The 21,972-nt window shown below is 67.4% G+C and carries 13 protein-coding genes and 3 rRNA genes; 1 reads left to right on the top strand and 15 read right to left on the bottom strand.

The window, feature by feature from the left end:
- Window positions 1-618: 618 nt before the first annotated feature.
- The 4 genes from rrf to BH708_RS01220 all read right to left on the bottom strand — a co-directional run bounded on the left by rrf (window position 619) and on the right by BH708_RS01220 (window position 6,982).
- Window positions 619-735: ribosomal RNA gene (gene rrf, locus BH708_RS01235) — 5S ribosomal RNA — on the bottom strand.
- A gap of 109 nt (window positions 736-844) precedes the next feature.
- Window positions 845-3,913: ribosomal RNA gene (locus BH708_RS01230) — 23S ribosomal RNA — on the bottom strand.
- Between the two features lie 355 nt (window positions 3,914-4,268).
- Window positions 4,269-5,787, bottom strand: a 16S ribosomal RNA gene (locus BH708_RS01225).
- Together the 16S, 23S and 5S rRNA genes form the textbook arrangement of a ribosomal RNA operon.
- A gap of 496 nt (window positions 5,788-6,283) precedes the next feature.
- Entirely contained in the window at window positions 6,284-6,982 is a 699-nt protein-coding gene (locus BH708_RS01220) for a demethylmenaquinone methyltransferase (RefSeq protein ID WP_076805956.1), read from the bottom strand.
- 141 nt (window positions 6,983-7,123) lie between these two features.
- Between BH708_RS01220 and serC the strand changes: the two genes are divergently transcribed.
- Window positions 7,124-8,281: a phosphoserine transaminase gene (gene serC, locus BH708_RS01215; RefSeq protein WP_076805954.1), complete on the top strand. Its 1,158-nt coding sequence runs from the start codon at window positions 7,124-7,126 to the stop codon at window positions 8,279-8,281.
- Between the two features lie 175 nt (window positions 8,282-8,456).
- Here the strand turns inward: serC and BH708_RS01210 are convergent, their stop codons facing one another.
- The 11 genes from BH708_RS01210 to pth all read right to left on the bottom strand — a co-directional run bounded on the left by BH708_RS01210 (window position 8,457) and on the right by pth (window position 21,759).
- Entirely contained in the window at window positions 8,457-9,002 is a 546-nt protein-coding gene (locus BH708_RS01210) for a MarR family winged helix-turn-helix transcriptional regulator (RefSeq protein WP_083713175.1), read from the bottom strand.
- Window positions 9,002-10,504: an NCS2 family permease gene (locus BH708_RS01205; protein WP_076805952.1), complete on the bottom strand. Its 1,503-nt coding sequence runs from the start codon at window positions 10,502-10,504 to the stop codon at window positions 9,002-9,004. The genes BH708_RS01210 and BH708_RS01205 overlap by 1 nt, the downstream gene beginning before the upstream one ends.
- 52 nt (window positions 10,505-10,556) lie before the next feature.
- On the bottom strand, window positions 10,557-11,354 hold the full coding sequence (gene nagB, locus BH708_RS01200) for a glucosamine-6-phosphate deaminase (protein ID WP_076805950.1): 798 nt from the start codon (window positions 11,352-11,354) through the stop codon (window positions 10,557-10,559).
- A gap of 241 nt (window positions 11,355-11,595) precedes the next feature.
- Window positions 11,596-12,969, bottom strand: coding sequence for an NAD(P)/FAD-dependent oxidoreductase (locus tag BH708_RS01195; protein ID WP_076805948.1), 1,374 nt, complete (start codon window positions 12,967-12,969; stop codon window positions 11,596-11,598).
- A gap of 143 nt (window positions 12,970-13,112) precedes the next feature.
- Complete coding sequence (locus tag BH708_RS01190; RefSeq protein WP_083713838.1) at window positions 13,113-14,066, bottom strand: Ppx/GppA phosphatase family protein; 954 nt, start codon at window positions 14,064-14,066, stop codon at window positions 13,113-13,115.
- Window positions 14,067-14,068: 2 nt separating this feature from the next.
- On the bottom strand, window positions 14,069-14,572 hold the full coding sequence (locus BH708_RS01185) for a DUF501 domain-containing protein (protein ID WP_172805721.1): 504 nt from the start codon (window positions 14,570-14,572) through the stop codon (window positions 14,069-14,071).
- 56 nt (window positions 14,573-14,628) lie between these two features.
- Entirely contained in the window at window positions 14,629-15,333 is a 705-nt protein-coding gene (locus tag BH708_RS01180; RefSeq protein WP_076805943.1) for a septum formation initiator family protein, read from the bottom strand.
- Window positions 15,334-15,363: 30 nt separating this feature from the next.
- Window positions 15,364-16,647 (bottom strand): phosphopyruvate hydratase, encoded by a 1,284-nt coding sequence (gene eno, locus BH708_RS01175; protein ID WP_076805941.1) that lies wholly within the window; start codon window positions 16,645-16,647, stop codon window positions 15,364-15,366.
- A gap of 66 nt (window positions 16,648-16,713) precedes the next feature.
- The gene (locus tag BH708_RS01170) at window positions 16,714-17,508 is read right to left on the bottom strand and encodes a MazG nucleotide pyrophosphohydrolase domain-containing protein (protein ID WP_253705434.1); all 795 of its coding nucleotides are present in this window, start codon (window positions 17,506-17,508) and stop codon (window positions 16,714-16,716) included.
- A gap of 10 nt (window positions 17,509-17,518) precedes the next feature.
- Window positions 17,519-21,148, bottom strand: coding sequence for a transcription-repair coupling factor (gene mfd, locus BH708_RS01165; RefSeq protein ID WP_076805939.1), 3,630 nt, complete (start codon window positions 21,146-21,148; stop codon window positions 17,519-17,521).
- The gene (gene pth / locus BH708_RS01160) at window positions 21,145-21,759 is read right to left on the bottom strand and encodes an aminoacyl-tRNA hydrolase (protein ID WP_076805937.1); all 615 of its coding nucleotides are present in this window, start codon (window positions 21,757-21,759) and stop codon (window positions 21,145-21,147) included. Before pth ends, mfd begins: the two co-directional genes overlap by 4 nt.
- Window positions 21,760-21,972 lie beyond the last annotated feature (213 nt).

Genomic DNA, 21,972 nt, shown 5'->3' with positions numbered 1-21,972 from the left:
GCGCTGATCGCGCCGCTGGTCGCCTCGGCTCGTGCTGCCGCGCCCGCGGTCGCTGTTGCTGTTGCTGTGCTCAGCCACGTGAACCGTCCGTCTCTCGTCGTCTCGCCCTATGCCATTGTCAGGTGCACAGCCTAGGCCGTCCGGCGGATTTGACTCATCGGTAGGGCGCGTTCCGTGACTGCTTTCACCGGCAGGCTGGCCGTCGACGACCAGGCGGTGCAGCAGGACACAATGAGCCGGCTCCGGCACGCGCGCCGGGTGGCAGGCCGGCACCGGGACGCGCACAAAGCGGGAAGCCGGCTCCCGCCGCGCTCCGTGCGGCAGGCTGGCCCATTCCGCCAGCGCGGGTGCCCGACCATTCACACCCAGCGGCCCAACACGCGGTCGCGGCTCTCCGACGGACCGGGACGGGCACCGACAATCAGGGCACCGGCCACCAGGCACCGAGCACCGAGCACCGAGCACCAAGCACCAAGCACCGGACACCGGGCGCAGGGCGCAGGGCGCAGGGCGCAGGGCGCAGGGCGCAGGGCATCAGAGCACAAAAAAGGAGTGGGAGGCGCGAGACCGCCCTCTCGAACAAGGGGTCTCCAACAGCCTCCCACTCCCATGGAAGATGTCCGGCGGCGTCCTACTCTCCCACACCCTCCCGAGTGCAGTACCATCGGCGCAATCGAGCTTAGCTTCCGGGTTCGGAATGGAACCGGGCGTTTCCTCGATGCTATGACCGCCGTAACACGACGAGACAACCAGCCCACAAACACCACAACAATAGTGGTGCCCCGGGATTGTTTCTCCAGAACCACACAGTGGACGCGAACACACAACAATAAACAATAAACGTGTTGTTAAGTCATCAGCCATTAGTACCAGTCAGCTCCACACATTACTGCGCTTCCACATCTGGCCTATCAACCCAGTCATCTACTGGGGGCCTCTCACACCACAAGGGTGCATGGATATCTCATCTTGAAGCAGGCTTCCCGCTTAGATGCTTTCAGCGGTTATCCCTTCCCAACGTAGCCAACCAGCCATGCTCTTGGCAGAACAACTGGCACACCAGAGGTCAGTCCATCCCGGTCCTCTCGTACTAGGGACAGGACTTCTCAAATATCCAACGCGCGCAGCGGATAGGGACCGAACTGTCTCACGACGTTCTAAACCCAGCTCGCGTACCGCTTTAATAGGCGAACAGCCTAACCCTTGGGACCAACTCCAGCCCCAGGATGCGACGAGCCGACATCGAGGTGCCAAACCATGCCGTCGATATGAGCTCTTGGGCAAGATCAGCCTGTTATCCCCGGGGTACCTTTTATCCGTTGAGCGACACCCATTCCACAATGGAGTGCCGGATCACTAGTTCCTGCTTTCGCACCTGCCCGACATGTCTGTCTCGCAGTCAAGCTCCCTTGTGCACTTACACTCAACACCTGATTGCCAACCAGGCTGAGGGAACCTTTGAGCGCCTCCGTTACTCTTTAGGAGGCAACCGCCCCAGTTAAACTACCCATCAGACACTGTCCCTGATCCGGATCACGGACCGAGGTTAGGAATCCAGAACGACCAGAGTGGTATTTCAACAATGACTCCACACTCACTGGCGTGAATGCTTCCCAGTCTCCCACCTATCCTACACAAGCCGTCCCGAACACCAATATCAAACTATAGTAAAGGTCCCGGGGTCTTTCCGTCCTGCTGCGCGTAACGAGCATCTTTACTCGTAATGCAATTTCGCCGAGTTCGCGGTTGAGACAGTGGAGAAGTCGTTACGCCATTCGTGCAGGTCGGAACTTACCCGACAAGGAATTTCGCTACCTTAGGATGGTTATAGTTACCACCGCCGTTTACTGGGGCTTAAATTCTCAGCGTCGACCCCCAAAAGGGTCTAACCGGTCCTCTTAACCTTCCAGCACCGGGCAGGCGTCAGTCCGTATACAGCGTCTTACGACTTCGCACGGACCTGTGTTTTTAGTAAACAGTCGCTTCTCCCTGGTCTCTGCGGCCCTCACCGCTCTCACGGTTCGGGCCCCCTTCTCCCGAAGTTACGGGGGCATTTTGCCGAGTTCCTTAACCACGATTCTCTCGAACGCCTCGGTATTCTCTACCTGATCACCTGAGTCGGTTTAGGGTACGGGCGACCGTATTCGTCACGCCGGAACTTTTCTAGGCAGTACAGGATCACTCACCTACGCCCCTACGGGATCCCCATCACGTCTGACCCTCATGGCCCCAGCATTACCCGGGGCCGGGCTGCACGCTTAGACGGACTATTCCATTAAGTCCGCGGAAGCTACCTCACTGCGTCATCCCACGCGCTGACCTACTACAACCTTGGTTCCCAGCCTCACCAACCTCCACACCCCGAAGGGTATGGGGCCAGCTCGGGTGGTTAGCATCGGAAGCCTCGGTATGGGTCCTCCTACGATCGGTTCGGGAATATCAACCCGATGTCCATCGACTACGCCTGTCGGCCTCGCCTTAGGTCCCGACTAACCCAGGGCGGATTAACCTGGCCCTGGAACCCTTGATCAATCGGCGGACGGGTTTCTCACCCGTCTATCGCTACTCATGCCTGCATTCTCACTCGTACAGCCTCCACCACTGGGTTCCCCCGCGGCTTCACCGGCTGCACGACGCTCCCCTACCCACCCCAGCACATACGTCTGGAGTGACACAGCTTCGGCGGTGTACTTGAGCCCCGCTAAATTGTCGGCGCAGAATCACTTGACCAGTGAGCTATTACGCACTCTTTCAAGGGTGGCTGCTTCTAAGCCAACCTCCTGGTTGTCTCAGCAACTCCACATCCTTTTCCACTTAGCACACGCTTAGGGGCCTTAGCTGATGTTCTGGGCTGTTTCCCTCTCGACCATGAAGCTTATCCCCCACAGTCTCACTGCTGCGCTCTCACGTATCGGCATTCGGAGTTTGGCTAAGGTCAGTAACCCGGTGGGGCCCATCGCCTATCCAGTGCTCTACCTCCGACACGAAACACGCAACGCTGCACCTAAATGCATTTCGGGGAGAACCAGCTATCACGAAGTTTGATTGGCCTTTCACCCCTATCCACAGGTCATCCCCTCCATTTTCAACTGAAGTGGGTTCGCGCCTCCACGCGGTCTTACCCGCGCTTCACACTGCCCATGGATAGATCACTTCGCTTCGGGTCTAGAGCCGGCGACTGAACGCCCCGTTCAGACTCGCTTTCGCTACGGCTACCCCACACGGGTTAACCTCGCCACCGACCACTAACTCGCAGGCTCATTCTTCAAAAGGCACGCCGTCACCCCTCAAGGCTCCGACGGATTGTAAGCACACGGTTTCAGGTACTATTTCACTCCCCTCCCGGGGTGCTTTTCACCTTTCCCTCACGGTACTTGTCCGCTATCGGTCAAGAAGTAGTATTCAGGCTTACCAGGTGGTCCTGGCAGATTCACACCGGATTTCACGGGCCCGGTGCTACTCGGGAACAGCATCACGCCGCACACCAGTTTCGTCTACGGGGGTCACACCCTCTACGCCGTCGCACTCACCACGACTTCGACTACCACTATGCGTCCACGTCGATCCGCCGGCAGACAGACCAGACACGTCCCACAACCCCCAACCTGCAACCCCTGCCGGGTATCACACAGACCAGGTTTAGCCACCTCCGCTTTCGCTCGCCACTACTCACGGAATCACTCTTTGTTTTCTCTTCCTGCGGGTACTGAGATGTTTCACTTCCCCGCGTTCCCTCCACACCACCTATACATTCAATGGCGGGTACCGCGACATGACTCGCGGTGGGTTTCCCCATTCGGACATCCTCGGATCACAGCTCTGTTGTCAACTCCCGAGGCTTAACGCAGACTCACACGTCCTTCGTCGGCTCTTCTTGCCAAGGCATCCACCGTGCGCTCTAAAAAACTTAGCAACACAAAGACACAAAATCATAAAAATTGCTTACAAGATGCTCGCGTCCACTATGTAGTTCTCAAGAAACAACCCCACACCCACCACGACCACCACAACAGTGACTCATGACGAGGGAGGACCAGCCACACACCCCGACACCCACAGGCACCAGGGACGCGTGCAGCCTCACAACCCAATAGCGTGTCTCCACCTCGAACCAGCCCACCCCACTCGTTCCACACCCCGCAACACGGAGTCGTACTAGAGCCAGCAAGAACCAGCGAAGTGCCCATTCATCGATGTTCCACCCGTGAGCAACCACCCCCACCACACTCGGGCAGGACGATGGCCACCATAATGGTGATGCTCCTTAGAAAGGAGGTGATCCAGCCGCACCTTCCGGTACGGCTACCTTGTTACGACTTAGTCCCAATCACCGATCCCACCTTCGACAGCTCCCTCACGAGGATGGGCCACTGGCTTCGGGTGTTACCGACTTTCGTGACTTGACGGGCGGTGTGTACAAGGCCCGGGAACGTATTCACCGCAGCGTTGCTGATCTGCGATTACTAGCGACTCCGACTTCATGGGGTCGAGTTGCAGACCCCAATCCGAACTGAGGCCGGCTTTTTGGGATTCGCTCCACCTCACAGCTTCGCAACCCATTGTACCGACCATTGTAGCATGCTTGAAGCCCAAGACATAAGGGGCATGATGATTTGACGTCGTCCCCACCTTCCTCCGAGTTGACCCCGGCAGTCTCCCATGAGTCCCCGCCACGACGCGCTGGCAACATGGAACGAGGGTTGCGCTCGTTGCGGGACTTAACCCAACATCTCACGACACGAGCTGACGACAACCATGCACCACCTGTGAACCAGTCCAAAGAAAGCCACATCTCTGCAGCCGTCCGGTCCATGTCAAGCCTTGGTAAGGTTCTTCGCGTTGCATCGAATTAATCAGCATGCTCCGCCGCTTGTGCGGGCCCCCGTCAATTCCTTTGAGTTTTAGCCTTGCGGCCGTACTCCCCAGGCGGGGCACTTAATGCGTTAGCTACGGCGCGGAAAACGTGGAATGTCCCCCACACCTAGTGCCCAACGTTTACGGCATGGACTACCAGGGTATCTAATCCTGTTCGCTACCCATGCTTTCGCTTCTCAGTGTCAGTAATGGCCCAGAGACCTGCCTTCGCCATCGGTGTTCTTCCTGATATCTGCGCATTTCACCGCTACACCAGGAGTTCCAGTCTCCCCTACCACACTCTAGCCTGCCCGTACCCACCGCACGCCCGAGGTTGAGCCTCGGGTTTTCACGGCAGACGCGACAAGCCACCTACAAGCTCTTTACGCCCAATAATTCCGGACAACGCTTGCGCCCTACGTATTACCGCGGCTGCTGGCACGTAGTTAGCCGGCGCTTCTTCTGCAGGTACCGTCACTCTCGCTTCTTCCCTACTGAAAGAGGTTTACAACCCGAAGGCCGTCATCCCTCACGCGGCGTCGCTGCATCAGGCTTTCGCCCATTGTGCAATATTCCCCACTGCTGCCTCCCGTAGGAGTCTGGGCCGTGTCTCAGTCCCAGTGTGGCCGGTCGCCCTCTCAGGCCGGCTACCCGTCATCGCCTTGGTGAGCCATTACCTCACCAACAAACTGATAGGCCGCGAGTCCATCCCCCACCGAAAAACTTTCCAGCAACCACCATGCGGTGGAAACTCATATCCGGTATTAGCCTCGATTTCTCGAGGTTATCCCGAAGAGGGGGGCAGGTTACTCACGTGTTACTCACCCGTTCGCCACTAATCAGGCAGTGCAAGCACCACCGTCATCGTTCGACTTGCATGTGTTAAGCACGCCGCCAGCGTTCGTCCTGAGCCAGGATCAAACTCTCCATGAAAACATAGAAAAATCCCAGCAAACAACAAACAACTAGCATAAACTGCTAATCATCCGTTAAAATTTGCCATTCAAAATAATGGCATCAATAAACAGACACGCTATTGAGATATCAAGCAACACGCGCACTCAGAGATCCGAACCTTTCGGCTCTTCAGCTCCGGGGCAACCCTTATAACTTAGGGGTTCCGGTCCCCCATGTCAACTCGGTGGGATGTGATCCCCGCCGCGCCAACTCCTTCCGGAGAGACCTGTCGTACCCGCCAGTCCGAGATTCACGGTCAAACCTTCCGGCCTTTCCGCTGTCCCGTTCTGCTGGGCACGAGGAAGAACATTACGCAGGTCCCGACCACCCGTCAAGCCAGAACGCGCCTTCCGGCCGTGTGCTGCGACACATCGTCGCGGCGCGGACGACGATGCAGGTCAGCTGGACCTTCTCGAGGTTCCGGGCGGTGCGGTGGCGCCGGCGGACGGAGCTGCTGACCGAGGGCCGGTCCTCAGGTGTGAGGCACGACCCCACGGTGCAGCGCGACGATCCCCCCGGTGAGGTTCCGGTACTGAGCCCGGACGAGGCCGCCGTCGAGGAACCAGCGGCGCAGGGACTCCTGATCGGGCCATTCGAGGATCGACTCGGCGAGGTAGTCGTAGGCCTCCGCGCTCGTGGCGACCCGTCGGGCGACCGCCGGGAGCGCACGCAGCAGGTACTTCTCGTAGACAGTGCGGAACAACGGCGAGGTAGGGGTCGAGAACTCACAGACGACCACCCGTCCCCCGGGCCGGACCACGCGCACCATCTCGGCCAGAGCGGACTGCGGCCTGTGCACATTGCGCAGACCGAAGGAGATCACGGCGGCGTCGAAGGAGTCCTCGGCGAAGGGCAGGTGCTGCGCGTCCGCACCGATGAACGGGACCGGGGCCCCTCGGCGTCGGCCCTCGGCCATCATCCCCAGAGAGAAGTCGGCGGCGACGACGCGGGCGCCGGCGCGGGCGATCGCGGTGGACGAGGTGCCGGTGCCTGCCGCAAGATCCAGCACCGTGTCCTCGGCCTCGATCTCGAGCGCGTCGACCATCGCGGAGCGCCACATCTGGACCTGCCCCAGGGCGGCGACGTCGTTCATGAGGTCGTATCGCCCGGCGATGCTGTCGAACATCCCCGCGACGTCGTACGGCTGCTTGTCGAGATCGGCACGGCTCATGCTCCGATCTTCCCATGGCTCTCGCCGGTCCGGGTGCCGGACGCGGACCGCTCGGAGGCCCGGGGCCGGTGACTGGCAGGATGGACATCACCGCCGCCGGACCCGCCGACGGCACCGCTGACGCATCTTCAGGAGCAGCCGATGTCCGATGCCCGCACCGCACGCGCCGAGACCATCCGCGGTCTGTCGATCCCCCGGGAGCTGCTCCCGTCGGACGGTCGTTTCGGCTCCGGTCCCTCCCGCATCCGGGATGCGCAGGTGGACGTGCTGAGCTCCATGTCCCGCTCGGTGCTGGGCACCTCGCACCGCCAGGCCCCGGTCAAGCAGCTCGTCGCGCGGATCCGGGCCGGTCTGCGCGAACTGTTCTCGCTGCCGGAGGGGTACGAGGTCGTTCTCGGCAACGGCGGGTCCACCGCGTTCTGGGATGTCGCCGCCCTGGAGTTGATCGAACGCCGCTCGCAGCATCTGGTCCTCGGCGAGTTTTCCCAGAAGTTCGCCACCGAGGTCGCCGATGCCCCGCACCTCGGCGAACCCGAGATCGTGCGGGCCGACCCCGGCTCGCTCCCGGCCCCGGTGTCCCGCAAGGACGTGGACGCCTACGCCTGGCCCCACAACGAGACCTCCACGGGGGTGATGGCGCCGGTGCGCCGTCCCGACGGGGCAGGCGGCGATCAGCTGGTCCTGGTCGATGCCACCTCCGCCGCGGGCGGGGTGATGGTGGACGTCGCCCAGACCGATGCGTACTACTTCGCTCCGCAGAAGGCGTTCGCCTCCGACGGCGGGATCTGGCTCGCCCTCCTCTCCCCTGCCGCGATCGAGCGGGCGGAGCGCCTCGCCGCCGCCGGGGATCGATGGATCCCCTCGTTCCTCTCCTTGACCAGTGCGATCGAGAACTCGCGGAAGGATCAGACCCTCAACACCCCGGCGGTGGCGACCCTGGTGCTGATGGTGGAGCAGATCGAGTGGATGCTCGATCAGGGCGGCCTCGCCTGGGCGGATGCGCGCACGGCCGCCACCAGCGGCATGCTCCAGGAGTGGGCTGCCCGACGCCCCGAGATCACGCCCTTCGTGAGCGACCCGCGGGCCCGCTCCCAGGTCGTGACCACGCTGGACGTCGAGGAGTCGATCGACGCCACGGCGATCACCGCCGTGCTGCGCGCCCACGGCGTTCTCGACATCGAGCCGTATCGCAAGCTGGGGCGCAATCAGCTGCGGATCGCGACCTTCCCGGCCGTCGGGGAGGACGACGTCGCTGCGCTCCTCGCCGTGCTCGACCACGTGCTGGATCGTTCTGCCTGAGCTGCGGGGCCCAGGAGGCCGCTCGCCGCATGACGGCCGGACCCCCTTCGAGGTGGTCCGGCCGTTCCGTGTCCGGTGCGCGTCCGTGTCACGGGAACGGCAATGCCCGGTCGTCCTGCGTCGGCGGGTCACGCCGCGACATCGCATCGCCCGCCGGGGCCGGTCGCTGCGACGCTCAGTCGCGCCGCTCGACCAGCGTGCGTCTCAGCAGCGCCGTCGCCTCGCGGAGGGTCCGGCGCTCCTGGGGTCCTGCTGCCTGGAGTCTGCGGCGCAGCCAGGCGTCGCGCTCGGCGCGTCCCTCGAGCACGACCTGCTCCCCGGCGTCGGTGAGGGTGACCTGCACCTGGCGGCCATCCGCGGGATGCGCGGCACGCTGCACCAGGGAGGCCTCCTCGAGGCGGCCCAGAATCCGGGTCATCACCGGCGGGCTGACGTGCTCGAAGTCGGCGAGGGCGCCGGGCGTCGAGGTGCCCGAGCGCTGCAGATACGCCAGCACGGAGAACTGGGAGGCGGAGACGTCCTCCGACGCGGTGTGGGACCGCAGGATCCGGGAGGAGACCAGCAGCAGTCGTCGCAGGTCGGCCGCCAACTCCGTGACCTCGTCGTGCGCGCCCCCGGTGACCTCGTCGTTCGCGCCCCCGGTGGCCGCGTCAGCGGCCCTCGCGCCGTCGGCGGCAGCCTCGTCGGGCCCGTCGGACGCCTCCTGCGCACCGCGCGCCATCACAGCACCAGGCCCTCGAGGGCTCCTCGCAGGAAGTACACGATGAACAGCACCGCGATGACGTACATGAGCCAGTGCACCTCGCGCGCCTTGCCGCGCACCACTCGGATCAGGACGTACATCAGGAAGCCCGCACCCATGCCGACCGTGATCGAGTAGGCGAAGGGCATCAGGATGATGGTCAGGAAGGCCGGCAGGGCGACCTCGACGTCGGTGAAGTCCAGGTCGGAGACCTGCGTCATCATCAGGAAGCCGACCATCACCAGGGCGGGGGTGGCGGCCTCGTAGGGCACCAGGGCCACCAGCGGGGACAGGAAGGTCGTCAGCAGGAAGGCGATGCCGACCACGACCGAGGCGAGGCCGGTGCGCGCCCCCTCGGCGACGCCCGAGGTGGATTCGACGAAGCTGGTGTTGGAGGAGACGCCGCCGGCGCCGCCGGCGATCGCGGCCACCGAGTCCACCACCAGGATCCTCTGGGAATAGGGGATCTCCCCCTTCTCGTCGACGAGGTCCGCCTCGGAGCCGACGGCGACCATCGTGCCCATGGTGTCGAAGAAATCGGCCAGCAGCAGGGAGAAGACGATGACGATCGCGCCGATGCCGCCGGCGGCGGTGATGCCCCCGATCGGATCGACGGTCAGCAGGGTCGCGAAGTCCGGAACCTGGATCGGGAACTCGGTGATCGCCGGGACGTTCATCGCCCAGCCGCCGGGATTCCCGCCCGCGCCGGTGTCGTCCGGCGCTGCGAAGGCCCCCAGGTGCAGGAAGCGCTCGATGACGATCGACAGGACGGTCGCCGAGATGATCGCGATGAGAATGGCTCCGGGGACCTTGCGCACCCAGAGGACGAACATCAGCAGCAGCCCGGCGACGAACACGACGGTCGGCCATCCGGTCAGCGAGCCGTCGTTGCCCAGCTGCACGGGGGTGCCGGTCGCGGTGGTCACGAACTTCGCGTTGAACAGTCCGAGGAAGGCGATGAACAGACCGATGCCGACGGCGATCGCGGTCTTGAGGAACGGCGGCACGGCGTTGAAGACCGCTCTGCGGAAGCCGGTCAGCACCAGGACCAGGATGACCACGCCCTCGAGCAGGACCAGGCCCATGGCCCCGCCCCAGGTCATCCCGGGCAGGGGCACCACCGAGTAGGCGATGTAGGCGTTCAGGCCGAGCCCGGTCGCCAGCGCCAGCGGGAACTTCGCCCAGGCCCCCATGAAGATGCTCAGCAGGCCCGCGATCAGGGCGGTGCCGGCGGCCACCGCCGGCAGGTTGGGCTCGGACCCTCCGCCCAGGAACTGGCCGGTCGAGTCCGGCACGGTCCCGATGATCAGCGGGTTGAGCACCACGATGTAACACATCGAGAAGAACGTGACCAGCCCACCGCGGATCTCGCGGACGGGCGTCGAGCCACGCTCGGAGATCCGGAAGAACCGGTCGAATCCGCTGGGCGGTGCCGTGACCGCCGAGGTGGTCGATGAGGAGGGGGGAACGGCCTTCTGCATGGGAGCGATCGTATCCGGCCCCGTCCCGCGCAGTCGCCCCGTCCCCGCAGCATCAGCTGTGAGGCGTGACGGATCCCGCCTGCTCGAGACGGCGGGTGTGGCGATAGTAGTCGGCGAGCTCGAGCCGGGAGGCGGCCGCCTCGTCCACCACCACGGTCACCTCCGGGTGCAGCTGGAGGCTGGTGGCGGGCCAGCGCGCGCTGATCGGTCCCTCGACGAGCTGGGCCACGGCCTCTGCCTTGCCCTCACCGGTCGCGGTCAGCACGATGCGGCGCGCCTCACGGATCGTTCCCAGGCCCTGGCTGAGCGCGCGGACGGGAACGTCCTCAGGGTTCTCGAAGAAGCGGGCGTTGTCGGCGATCGTCCGGCGGGTCAGCCCGACGACCCGCGTGCGGGAGGCCAGGGAGCTGCTCGGCTCGTTGAAAGCGATGTGCCCGTTGGAGCCGATCCCGAGGATCTGCAGATCCACTCCGCCGGCCTCGCTGATCCGCCGGTCGTAGGCCGCGGCCTCCGCTGCTGGATCAGCGGTGGAGCCGTCGGGCGAGAGGACGGCGGCATCGTCGATGTCGACGTGGGCGGTGAAGTTCTCACGGATGAAGCGGTGATAGCTCTGCTCGTGGCCGGCGGACAGGCCGACGTACTCGTCCAGCAGGAAGGCTCGCGCCCCGGCGAAGGAGAGTCCCTCCTCGCGGTGGCGACGGATCAGCTCGGTGTAGGCCGGGACCGGGGAGGACCCGGTGGCCAGCCCGAGGACCGTGCCCGCCTCGGCGGTCTCCTGCAGCGTCCGTGCGAAGACGTCGGCGACCGCCTGCGCCCCCTCGGCGGCGTCGGTCACGATGTGGATCTCCATGAGGTCCTTTCCTCCTGGTCCTCCCGGCTCGGCCGCGGCGGCCACGGGCTCTGATCATACCTGCTCAGGTGATGGAGTATATGAGCATACTTCGTCACCCTCGGACGGTACGTGCGGGACCGATGAGACCGTCGTGTCCGGGACCGGCACCCCGGACGCAGCGAGGCACCGCCGCGTGACGTGCGGCGGTGCCTCGATCTGGGACGGGAGCGGGGTCAGCCGACCGCCGCTCCCGACCGGATCACTTCTTCTTGCCCGTGTTCGCGGCGTACTCGAAGGCCGCGCGGGGGGTCGAGTTCTCGGGGATGCCGATGATGTCGCGGCGGGAGATCAGGTTGGTCGCCCAGCCGGCGATGACCGCCGCCTTCCGGCCGAAGGTCGGCATCGCGTACACGTGGTACGAACGGGCCATGACCCAGGCCGGCAGGCCGCGGATGTCGATCTCCTTGTCGGCCAGGTTCAGGCGGCCCACGCCCTTGTACATGCCCAGGGTCGCCATGACGCCGAGGTTCTTGTGGTAGTAGTCCACCAGCGGACGACCCTGCACGGAGCGGGCGATGTTATCCGCCACGCGCTTGCCCTGCCGCACGGCGTGCTGGGCGTTGGGCGGGCAGAACTTGCCCTCGCCCGAGGCGAGGTCCGGCACCGCGGCGCAGTCGCCGGCGGCGAACACGTTCTCCAGCGGCCCGTCGGTGCCGTTGACGCGGAGGTCGGCCAGCGCGTCGAGCTTGCCCATCATGGGGCCGCGCTCGGAGATGACCGGCAGGTCGGAGGTCTCGTCGTCGCCGAGCACCGGGTTCGGCTTGACGCCGGCGTTCCACACCAGCATCCCGGACTCGAACTCGTCGCCGTCGCTGGTCTTGATGACGCCGTCCTCGACGGAGTTCAGGAAGGTCTCGAGCTTGACCTCGACACCGCGCTCGCGCAGCTGGTTCAGGACATAGGCGCGCTGGTCCTCGGTGAGCTCGGGGAACACGAACGGAGCGGCGTCGATCAGCACGAAACGGATGTCCGAGGCGTGCAGGTCCGGGTAGTAGCGCAGGGCGTCGCGGACCATGTCCTCGGCCTCCGCGACCGCCTCGCCGCCGGCGAAGCCGCCGCCGACGTAGGTGAAGGTGAGCAGTCGCTTGCGGATCTTCGGGTCCTTGGTGGACGCGGCCTCGGCGAGGCTGGAGAGGATGCGGTCGCGGACGGCCACGGCCTCCTCGACCTGCTTGAAGCCGATGGCGTTCTCGGCCAGGCCGGGAATCGGCAGCAGTCGCGGGACGGAGCCGAGGCCGACGACCAGGTAGTCGTAGGAGATCTCCAGCTGGACGTCCTCCTCGGTGCTGACCACGACGGTGTTCTCCGCACTGCGGATCTGGGAGACCGCACCGGTGACGACCTTGGTGCCCGTGAGCATCTTGCGCAGCGGCGCGAGGACGTTGCGGGGGTCGATGCTGCCCGCGCCGACCTCGGGGAGGAAGGGGGCGTAGGTCATGTACGGCCGCGGGTCGACGATCGTGATGGCGACCTCGGAACCGAGGGTCTTGCGCAGATCGGACGCAGTCGTCAGGCCGACGGAACCGCCGCCGAGGATCAGGACATGGGGCTTACCGCCGAAAGTGGTGTTCATGGACCCCAGCCTAGAACTCAGGGGGGCTGGAGACAAAAACGGCACCATCCATGGACACGCCGTGCCGCGGGCCGTCGCGTCGGCAACCCCGTTCTGCGGGGCTGCTCGCGCGCGGCGCTGCGCGCGATCCCGCCCGGCTTCGTTCAGACTGCGCGATCCAGCAGGTCCAGGGCGATTCCGTCCAGGATGTCATGTTCGCTGGTGCGGGCCCGGGTGATTCCGGAGGCCGCGGCCACCCGCTCCATGATGCGCGACCAGATCAGGGCGCCGGCTCCGATCACGTCGATGCGCCCGGGGTGGATCATCCGGTGCTGTGCGCGCTGCGCCCGGGTACGGGCGAGCAGGTCACGGCACACCGACTCGACATCCTCGATCCGCGAGGTGGCTCCGTGGGTGACGTCGGGCCGATAGTCCTGCAGACCCTCCACGACCGCTGTGATCGTGGTCACGGTGCCGGCGACGCCGACCAGTGCCGTGGCCTGCTGGAGCGGCACCGCGGCCGCGGCCGTCTCGAGCATCGCGTCGACGTCGGCGGTGGCGGCCTCGATCTCCGGGGCCGTGGGCGGGTCGGAGGCCAGGTGCCGCTCGGTCAGACGGACCGACCCGATGTCCAGGCTGATGCGGTGGGTGGGGGTCTCGGTGCCGAGCACCAGCTCGGTGGACCCGCCGCCGATGTCGACGACCAGGCGCGGCCCCTCGGGCAGGCCCTGGACGGTGCTGACGGCGCCGCGGAAGGAAAGCTCCGCCTCCTCCCCGCCGCTGATCACCTCGGGCGTGACGCCGAGGATCCGCTGGATGCCGCCGATGAACTCGTCGCGATTGGCGGCGTCCCGCGTGGCCGACGTCGCGACGAAGCGCACGTCGCCGGTGGCGACGCCGTGGTGTGTGATGAGCTCGCGGTAGCGGCGGGCCGCGGCGAGGGTGCGCTCGATCGCCACCGGGTCGAACCGGCCCGTGCGGTCGACCCCGAGGCCGAGGCGGACCATCTCCAGGCGCCGCTCGAGATCGACCAGGGCGCCGGTGGATTCCTCGCGCCGGGCGATGAGCAGGCGGATGGAGTTGGTGCCGCAGTCGATGGCGGCAACCGGTGCGGACAGGCTCATCGTGCGGTCTCCTCGTCGGCGGTCGTGTCCTCGGCCTCCGTGCGCTCGCAGCGGCAGACCAGATCAGGCAGCACCCCGTCGAGGGTCGCGAGCACCTCGTCGGCCACGGGGTTCACGCCCGGCCCCTCGGCCAGCGCCTGGCCCGCCAGGGCGTGGAGACACTTCACGCGGGTGGGCATGCCGCCCGCGCTGACGTGACGGACCTCCTCCGCCTCCCCGATCTCCGCCCGTCGGGCGAGGTAGCGCTCATGGGCACGGCGGTACCCGGCGGCGAGCTCCTCATCGGTGGCGAGCCGGTCGGTCAGCACAGCCATCGCTCCCGTGCCCTCCAGGCGCGAGAGCTCCAGCGTGAGCCACGGGAGGGTGAGGTAGAGCGAGGTGGGGAACGGAGTGCCGTCCTCCAGCCGGGGGGCGGTGCGGACCACGGCGGGGCGGCCGCAGCCGCAGCGGCGTGCGATGGAGACCACGCCGCGCATGTCCCGGCCGAGCTGCTGGCGCATGGCCCTCAGATCGCGGGGGGCCGCCGAGGTCTCGTACGGGAGGGGAGCAAGGGCTGTCACTGGTCGGGATCCTGATCGGTGGTGTCGGCGGGGTCCTCGTCGGGGACGTCCTCATCCGTGGAGCCGGTCTCGTCCGGGATGTCCTCGGGAGTCAGACGACTGGCACCCTCGACGCTCTTCCAGAGTGTCGAGAACCATTCGCCTTCCTGGGCCTCCTCGGCGGCCTGCTCGGCCTCGGTGAGGGGGACGTCCTGTCCGGAGGTGTCGGTGAGGCGGTACTGGGTCTCCCCCGGCATCGCGAAGAGCAGCCGCTCCCGGGCGCGGGCGGTGACGAATGCCGGGTCCTCCCAGCGGGCGACCTGCTCTCGCAGCGTCTGGACGTCCTGCTCCTGCCGGTCGACCTGGGTCTGCAGCTCGGACAGCTGCTGGCGCTGGGCGACATAGGAGTTGATAGTGGGGACCAGGGCGGCCAGGGCGATCACGACGAGTGCGACCAGGGCGAGGGTGCGGCGGGTGATGGTGATGCCGGGGCCGTCCTCCTCCGGCCCGCGCGGCGCGGTGCTGCGGGGACGCGAGGCGGGAGCAGGTCCCCGGCTGCGGCGCCGGGACGACGTGGCGTCCGACGCGGTGCCGCGCGAGGAGCTGCCGCGAGAGGAGGCGGAGGACGCCCGGGCCGCCGGTCCGGCCCCGGGTCGACGGGCCCCGGACGCAGAGACCGGGCGCCTCGCTGATCGCGGGGCGCCCGGACGTCTGCTGCTCATACCCAGAGGCTACAACCTCCGGCTGAGGGCTCAGGCGGAGAAACGCGGGAACGCCGAGGCGCCGGCGTATCGCGCGGCGTCGTCCAGCTCCTCCTCGATGCGCAGCAGCTGGTTGTACTTGGCCACGCGCTCGCCCCGGGCCGGGGCGCCCGACTTGATCTGACCGCAGTTGGTGGCCACGGCGAGATCGGCGATCGTGGTGTCCTCGGTCTCCCCGGAGCGGTGGGACATCATGGCCTTGAAGCCTGCGCGGTGCGCGAGGTCCACCGCGTCGAGGGTCTCCGACAGCGACCCGATCTGGTTGACCTTCACGAGCAGCGCGTTCGCGGAGCCCTCGGTGATGCCGCGGCCCAGACGCTCGGGGTTGGTGACGAACAGGTCGTCGCCGACGAGCTGGATCTTCGACCCGACCCGGTCGGTCATGGCCTTCCAGCCCTCCCAGTCGTCCTCGTCCAGCGGGTCCTCGATGGAGACCAGCGGGTACGCGTCGACCAGCTCGGCGTAGTAGTCGATCAGCTCGGCCGAGGTCTTCTCGGCACCCTCGAAGGTGTAGGTGCCGCCCTCGAAGAACTCGGAGGCTGCGACGTCCAGGGCCAGGGCGACATCCTTGCCGGCCTCGAAGCCGGCCCGTCCGATGGCCTCGACGATCAGGTCCAGGGCCGCCCGGTTGGACTCCAGGTTCGGGGCGAAGCCGCCCTCGTCCCCGAGCCCGGTGGCCAGGCCGCGCTCCTTCAGCACGGCCTTCAGGGCGTGGTACACCTCGGCGCCGACGCGCAGCGCCTCGCGGAAGGTCTCCGCACCGATCGGGGCGATCATGAACTCCTGGATGTCGACATTGGAGTCCGCGTGGGAGCCGCCGTTGAGGATGTTCATCATCGGCACCGGCAGGATGTGGGCGTTGGGTCCGCCGACGTACTGGTACAGCGGCACGCCCGCCGAGTCCGCGGCGGCACGGGCCACGGCGAGGGACACGCCGAGGACGGCGTTGGCGCCGAGCGTGCCCTTGTTGGAGGTGCCGTCGAGCTCGATCATCGCGGCGTCGATCGCGCGCTGCTCCTGGACGTCCATGCCCAGGATCTTCGGCTGGATATCGGCGACGACCGCCGAGACGGCCTCCTCGACACCCTTGCCCAGGTAACGGTTCTTGTCGCCGTCACGGCGCTCGACCGCCTCGAACGCGCCGGTGGAGGCACCGGAGGGCACCGCAGCGGTGGCGAACGTCCCGTCGTCGAGCAGGACCTCCACCTCGACGGTGGGGTTGCCTCGGGAGTCGAGGATCTCGCGGGCGTGAACGGCATCGATCAGAGCGGCCATGGGCTGTTCCTTCCTACAGGGCGACAAGCGGTCACGGCGGTCGGCGCTGACCGTCCACGAGCCAGTCTAGGCCGTCGGGCCGCCGGGACCGTCGCTCCCATGCTGCCGCAATCGCGCCAGCAGGGTCCGCAGCGCGGTCTCGGGGTCGTCGTCCCTGGCCTCGGCGGCGACGACCAGGTCCAGCAGCTCCCGGCCGAGGTCGCCGCCCCACCGCTCGGCGTCCGCCGCGGCCGAGGCGCGGTCGGCGGAGGCCAGCAGCTGCTCGAGCTGCCCGTCGGAGCGGGCGCGGTGGACGATCTTCGCAGCGGTCTGCAGAGCGGGCAATCGGGCGGGGATGCCGTCGGCCCAGCCCCGAGGGCGGTCGCCGGAGGCACGACGCTCGGCGGCCTTGACGGCGTGCCACTGCGCGATGATCTCCTCAACGTCCCCCCGATCGCGGAGAGCCTGCTCACGGTGGGAGGAGAAGATGTGGGGGTTGCGGCGTTCCATCTTGGCGATGAAGGAGCGGGCGACGTCGCCGACGTCCCAGGCGGGGTCCTCCTCGTGGCCGATGCGGGCGTGGAACAGGATCTGGAACAGCAGGTCCCCGAGCTCGTCGGCCAGCGCCCCGGGCGCATGGGCCGCGGGGTCGTCGATCACCTCGAGCACCTCGTGAGTCTCCTCCAGCAGGTACCTCGCGAGCGAGGCATGGCTCTGCTGATGGGTCCAGGCATCGCCGTCGGCCGCGCGCAGGGCGTCCATCACCTCCACGGCGCGCAGCAGCGCGGCCCCGCGGGGTTCGGAGTCGGTCCCGCGGGGTTCGGAGTCGATCCCGCGGGGTGCGGTCCTCCCGGTCGTGGTCCGGTTCTCGTCGTCGCTCACAGAGGGGAGGCTACTTCCCCGCGCCCCGATCGGTGCTCCCGACCTCGCCCGGGATCGTCGGCGCCGTCATCGCCTCGGCGGCCGCGGGCACGAGGGTGCGCAGCACCTGACGGGCCCACTCCAGCAGCTCGTGGTCCCGCAGTTCCGTGCCACCGAAGCGGGAGGTCATGGGTCGGGGCACCAGCACCTGGCGGGTGGCGGGCTTGAGCAGGGTGCCCGGGTAGAGGCGTTTCATCCGCATCGCGGCGGAGTCAGGCACCTCGAGGTGGGCGAAGCGGATCATCTTCCCCTGGGCCTGCACCTCGTCGACGCCGGCTGTCCGGGCATCGATCCGGAAGCGCGCCACGTCCAGCAGCACCTCGACCGGTTCGGGCGGGACGCCGTAGCGGTCGGTGAGCTCGGCGCGGATCTGCTCGATCTCGGAGACCTCGCGGACGGCCGAGAGCTTGGAGTAGGCCTCCAGCCGCAGCCGCTCGGAACCGATGTAGTCGTGCGGGACGTGCGCATCCAGCGGCAGCTCGACCCGGATCTCCTTCTCCGGCGCCGAGCTCTCGCCGCGGAAGGCCGCCACGGCCTCCCCCACCATGCGCACGTACAGGTCGAAGCCGACTCCGGCGATGTGCCCGGACTGCTCCCCGCCCAGCAGATTCCCGGCACCGCGGATCTCGAGGTCCTTCATCGCCACCTGCATGCCCGCGCCGAGATCCGTGTTGGTCGCGAGCGTGGTCAGGCGGTCGTGCGCGGTCTCCGTCAACGGCTTGGTGGCGTTGTAGAGGAAGTAGGCGTAGGCACGCTCGCTCGAGCGGCCCACGCGACCGCGCAGCTGGTGCAGCTGGGAGAGACCGAACTTGTCCGCGTTCTCGACGATCAGGGTGTTGGCGTTGGCGATGTCCAGCCCGGTCTCGACGATGGTGGTGCACACCAGCACGTCGAAGTCACGCTCCCAGAAGTCGATGATGACCCGCTCCAGCTGGGCCTCGTTCATCTTGCCGTGCGCGACCTGGACCCGGGCGTCGGGAACCAGCTCCCGCAGGTGGGCGGCGACGCGATCGATGTCCTCGACCCGGTTGTGGATGTAGAACACCTGGCCCTCGCGCAGCAGCTCGCGACGGATGGCGGCGGTGACCTGCTTGTCCTCCTGGGCACCGACGTAGGTGAGCACCGGATGGCGCTCCTCCGGCGGGGTGGCCAGGATCGACATCTCCCGGATTCCGGTGACGGCCATCTCCAGGGTACGTGGGATCGGGGTGGCGGACATCGCCAGCACGTCGACGTTCGTGCGCAGCGCCTTGAGGGTCTCCTTGTGCTCGACGCCGAAGCGCTGCTCCTCGTCGACGATCAGCAGACCGAGATCCTTGAAGCGCACGTTGCCGGTCAGCAGACGGTGGGTGCCGATGACGATGTCGACGCTGCCGTCGGCGATCCCCTCGATGGTCCGCTCGGAATCCGCCGGGCTCTGGAAGCGGGAGAGCCCCCGCACCGTGACCGGGAACCCGGTGTACCGCTCGGAGAAGGTGTCCAGGTGCTGTTGGGCCAGCAGCGTCGTCGGTGCCAGGACGGCCACCTGCTTGCCCTCCTGAACGGCTTTGAACGCGGCGCGCACGGCGATCTCGGTCTTGCCGTAGCCGACGTCGCCGAGGATCAGACGGTCCATCGGGACGGTCTTCTCCATATCGGACTTGACGTCGTCGAGGGTGGAGAGCTGATCCGGGGTCTCGACGAACTCGAAGGCGTCCTCGAGCTCGCGCTGCCACGGGGTGTCGGGGCCGAAGGCGTGGCCCGGGGCGGACTGCCGGGCCGAGTACAGGCGCACCAGCTCGTCGGCGATCTCGCGGATCGCCTTGCGGGCGCGGGACTTGGTCTTGGCCCAGTCGGCCCCACCCATCCGGTTGACGCTGGGCTCCTCGCCACCGACGTACTTGGTGACCTGGTCCAGCTGGTCGCTGGGGACGTACAGGCGATCGCCGGGCTGGCCCTTCTTCGACGGGGCGTACTCGATGACCAGGTACTCGCGGGTGGTGCGCTTCGCCCCGGTGCCGACGGCGCGGCGGGTCATCTCGACGAAGCGGCCGACGCCGTGGTGGGCGTGGACGACGTGGTCGCCGGGGCGCAGCTGGAGCGGATCGACGACATTGCGCCGACGTGAGGGCATCCTGCGCTCCTCGCCGCGGCGGGCCCCGGATTTGCCGGTCAGGTCGCGCTCCGAGGCGAGGACCAGCCGGAGGTCCTCGACGACGAGACCGTCGGGGAAGGGGCCGACGGTCACGACCGCCTCGCCGCCGGCGACCGGTCCCTCGAGATCGGGGGAGAACACGGCCGGCATGCCCTCGGCGCGGAGGTTCTCCGCGACGTGGCGCGCACCTCCGGGCCCGACCATGGTGGCCACGACGCTCCAGCCGTCCGCGCGCCGGGTCTCGAGGTCCTTGGCGGCATCGCCCGGCTTCCCGGAGTACCCGGGGTGGGTGTGCGCGGTGGTGGTGAGGTCGACGTCCGCGTCCAGTCCGAAGGCGGCGAGGCTGAACCAGGGGCGGCCGCCCTCGCGGGCGTGCCCCTTCGCCTCGGACAGCGGGACGAAGCTCGCGGCGCCCACGTCGAGCGGGAGACCGCCCCCTGCGGCGGCGCTGGACCAAGCCGCAGCGAGGAACTCGTCCGTGGTGGCCACCAGCTCCTCGGCGCGGGCGCGGGCGCGCTCGGGGTCGACCACCAGGAAGCGGGAGCCGGCAGGGAGGACGTCGGCGACCTGCTCCATGCCATCGACCAGGACGGGGCTCAGCGACTCCATGCCGTCGGCGGCGATCCCGTCGGCGATGCGCAGCAGCAGGTCGCGGGCCCCGGGCAGCTGTTCGGCGGCCGCTCGGGCCCGCTCCCGCACCTGCGGGGTCAGCAGGATCTCCCGGCACGGCGGGGCATCGAGCCCGCGCGGGGCAGGATCGAGGGAGCGCTGGTCGGCGACGGAGAAGTAGCGCACGTCGTCGATCTCGTCGCCGAAGAGGTCCACGCGCACCGGATGCGGCTCGGTGGGTGGGAAGACGTCCAGGATGCCGCCGCGCACGGCGAACTCCCCGCGCTTCTCGACCATGTCCACGCGCACGTAGGCGGCGTCGACGAGGTCCCGCACCAGGTCCTCGAGGGGATAGTCCTCGCCGACGGTCCCACGCACGGCGCGCAGGTCGCCGAGCCCGGTGGCGATCGGCTGCAGCAGGGAGCGCACGGGCATCAGCAGAACGTGCACCGGGTCCTCGGACTCGGGGTGGGCGAGGCGGCGCAGGGTCGCCAGGCGCCGCGCGACGGTGTCGGCGCGCGGGGACAACCGCTCGTGCGGCAGTGTCTCCCAGGCGGGCAGCTCGGCGACGTGGTCGGTGCCGATCAGGGCCGAGAGCGCCGAGCGGAGGTCCTCGAGCGCACGAGTGGTGGGGGTGACGACCACGAGCGGGCTCTCGGCGGTGGCGCGGCGGGCGAGGTCCGCGACGGCGAAGGGGAACAGTCCCGTCGCGGCGACGATGCTGCCGCCCTCACCCGAGGCGGACCCCTCCTCGACGAGCGCCCGCAGCGCGGTGAGGTCCTGTCCGTCGGCGAGCTGTTCGAGCAACGGGCGCAGCGGGGCGCGGGTCGCCGTGGCGGGGAGCGTGTTCGTGGTCATCGTGCCTCTGGGGAGTGGAATCGTTGCTGGGAGGCGGTGAGCCCTTCGAGGACCACGGACTCCACGGCGTCGGCGGCGTCGGAGATCAGCAGCTCGAGGGTCTTGCGCTCGGTGGCGGAGAACGGGGCCAGCACGTGATCGGCGGTGTCGCGGCCGCCGGAGGGACGACCCACGCCGACGCGGATGCGCAGGTAGTCCTTGGTGCCGAGCGCTTTGGTGATGTCACGCAGCCCGTTGTGCCCGCCCTCGCCGCCTCCGCTCTTGATCCGGAGCGTGTCGAAGGGGATGTCGACCTCGTCATGGATGACGACGATCCGCTCGGGCGGGATGTCGTAGTAGGCCGCGAGCGCCGCGACGGGGCCGCCGGAGACGTTCATGAAGGTGGTGGTCTTGGCGAGGATCATCCGCTCGTCGGAGCCGGGCAGACCCATCCGTCCCTCGACCACGACGGCCTGGGCCCGGCGTGCTGCGGCGAAACGGGCACCGACGGCACCGGCGATGTGGTCTGCCACCATCTGGCCGATGTTGTGCCGGGTCGCGGCATACTTCGGGCCGGGATTGCCGAGGCCCGCCACCAGGTACGGGCCGGGACGACGGTCGCTCACGGTCATGGACTGCTCCTCGCTGCAGCGTCGACGCCGGCACCGGGTCTCCTCCCCGGCGCGGCCTGATCCCGGCCGGTCATCCCACCGTGCGCCATGCGCTCACCGGCCCCGGACACCGTACCGGGGCGCCGCGCAGCGCGCGACGCCCCGGACGACGGGTGTGAGGAAACGAGCGGGCCCGTGCCTCGGAGGACTCGGCGCCTCGGGACGCCGTGCCTC

This window comes from Brachybacterium sp. P6-10-X1 (genome assembly GCF_001969445.1).
Taxonomy (GTDB): Bacteria; Actinomycetota; Actinomycetes; order Actinomycetales; family Dermabacteraceae; genus Brachybacterium.
The sequence above is the reverse complement of the archived record's forward strand: the minus strand, read 5'-3'. Positions and strand labels throughout refer to the sequence as shown.

What these genes read in the sequence shown, in the direction of transcription:
- BH708_RS01220 (WP_076805956.1), bottom strand. Translation starts at nt 6,982, where the DNA reads ATGAGCCGTGCCGATCTCGACAAGCAGCCGTACGACGTCGCGGGGATG.
- BH708_RS01205 (WP_076805952.1), bottom strand. Translation starts at nt 10,504, where the DNA reads ATGCAGAAGGCCGTTCCCCCCTCCTCATCGACCACCTCGGCGGTCACG.
- pth (WP_076805937.1), bottom strand. Translation starts at nt 21,759, where the DNA reads ATGACCGTGAGCGACCGTCGTCCCGGCCCGTACCTGGTGGCGGGCCTC.
- BH708_RS01195 (WP_076805948.1), bottom strand. Translation starts at nt 12,969, where the DNA reads ATGAACACCACTTTCGGCGGTAAGCCCCATGTCCTGATCCTCGGCGGC.
- mfd (WP_076805939.1), bottom strand. Translation starts at nt 21,148, where the DNA reads ATGACCACGAACACGCTCCCCGCCACGGCGACCCGCGCCCCGCTGCGC.
- eno (WP_076805941.1), bottom strand. Translation starts at nt 16,647, where the DNA reads ATGGCCGCTCTGATCGATGCCGTTCACGCCCGCGAGATCCTCGACTCC.
- nagB (WP_076805950.1), bottom strand. Translation starts at nt 11,354, where the DNA reads ATGGAGATCCACATCGTGACCGACGCCGCCGAGGGGGCGCAGGCGGTC.
- BH708_RS01180 (WP_076805943.1), bottom strand. Translation starts at nt 15,333, where the DNA reads ATGAGCAGCAGACGTCCGGGCGCCCCGCGATCAGCGAGGCGCCCGGTC.
- BH708_RS01185 (WP_172805721.1), bottom strand. Translation starts at nt 14,572, where the DNA reads ATGCGCCAGCAGCTCGGCCGGGACATGCGCGGCGTGGTCTCCATCGCA.
- BH708_RS01210 (WP_083713175.1), bottom strand. Translation starts at nt 9,002, where the DNA reads ATGGCGCGCGGTGCGCAGGAGGCGTCCGACGGGCCCGACGAGGCTGCC.
- serC (WP_076805954.1), top strand. Translation starts at nt 7,124, where the DNA reads ATGTCCGATGCCCGCACCGCACGCGCCGAGACCATCCGCGGTCTGTCG.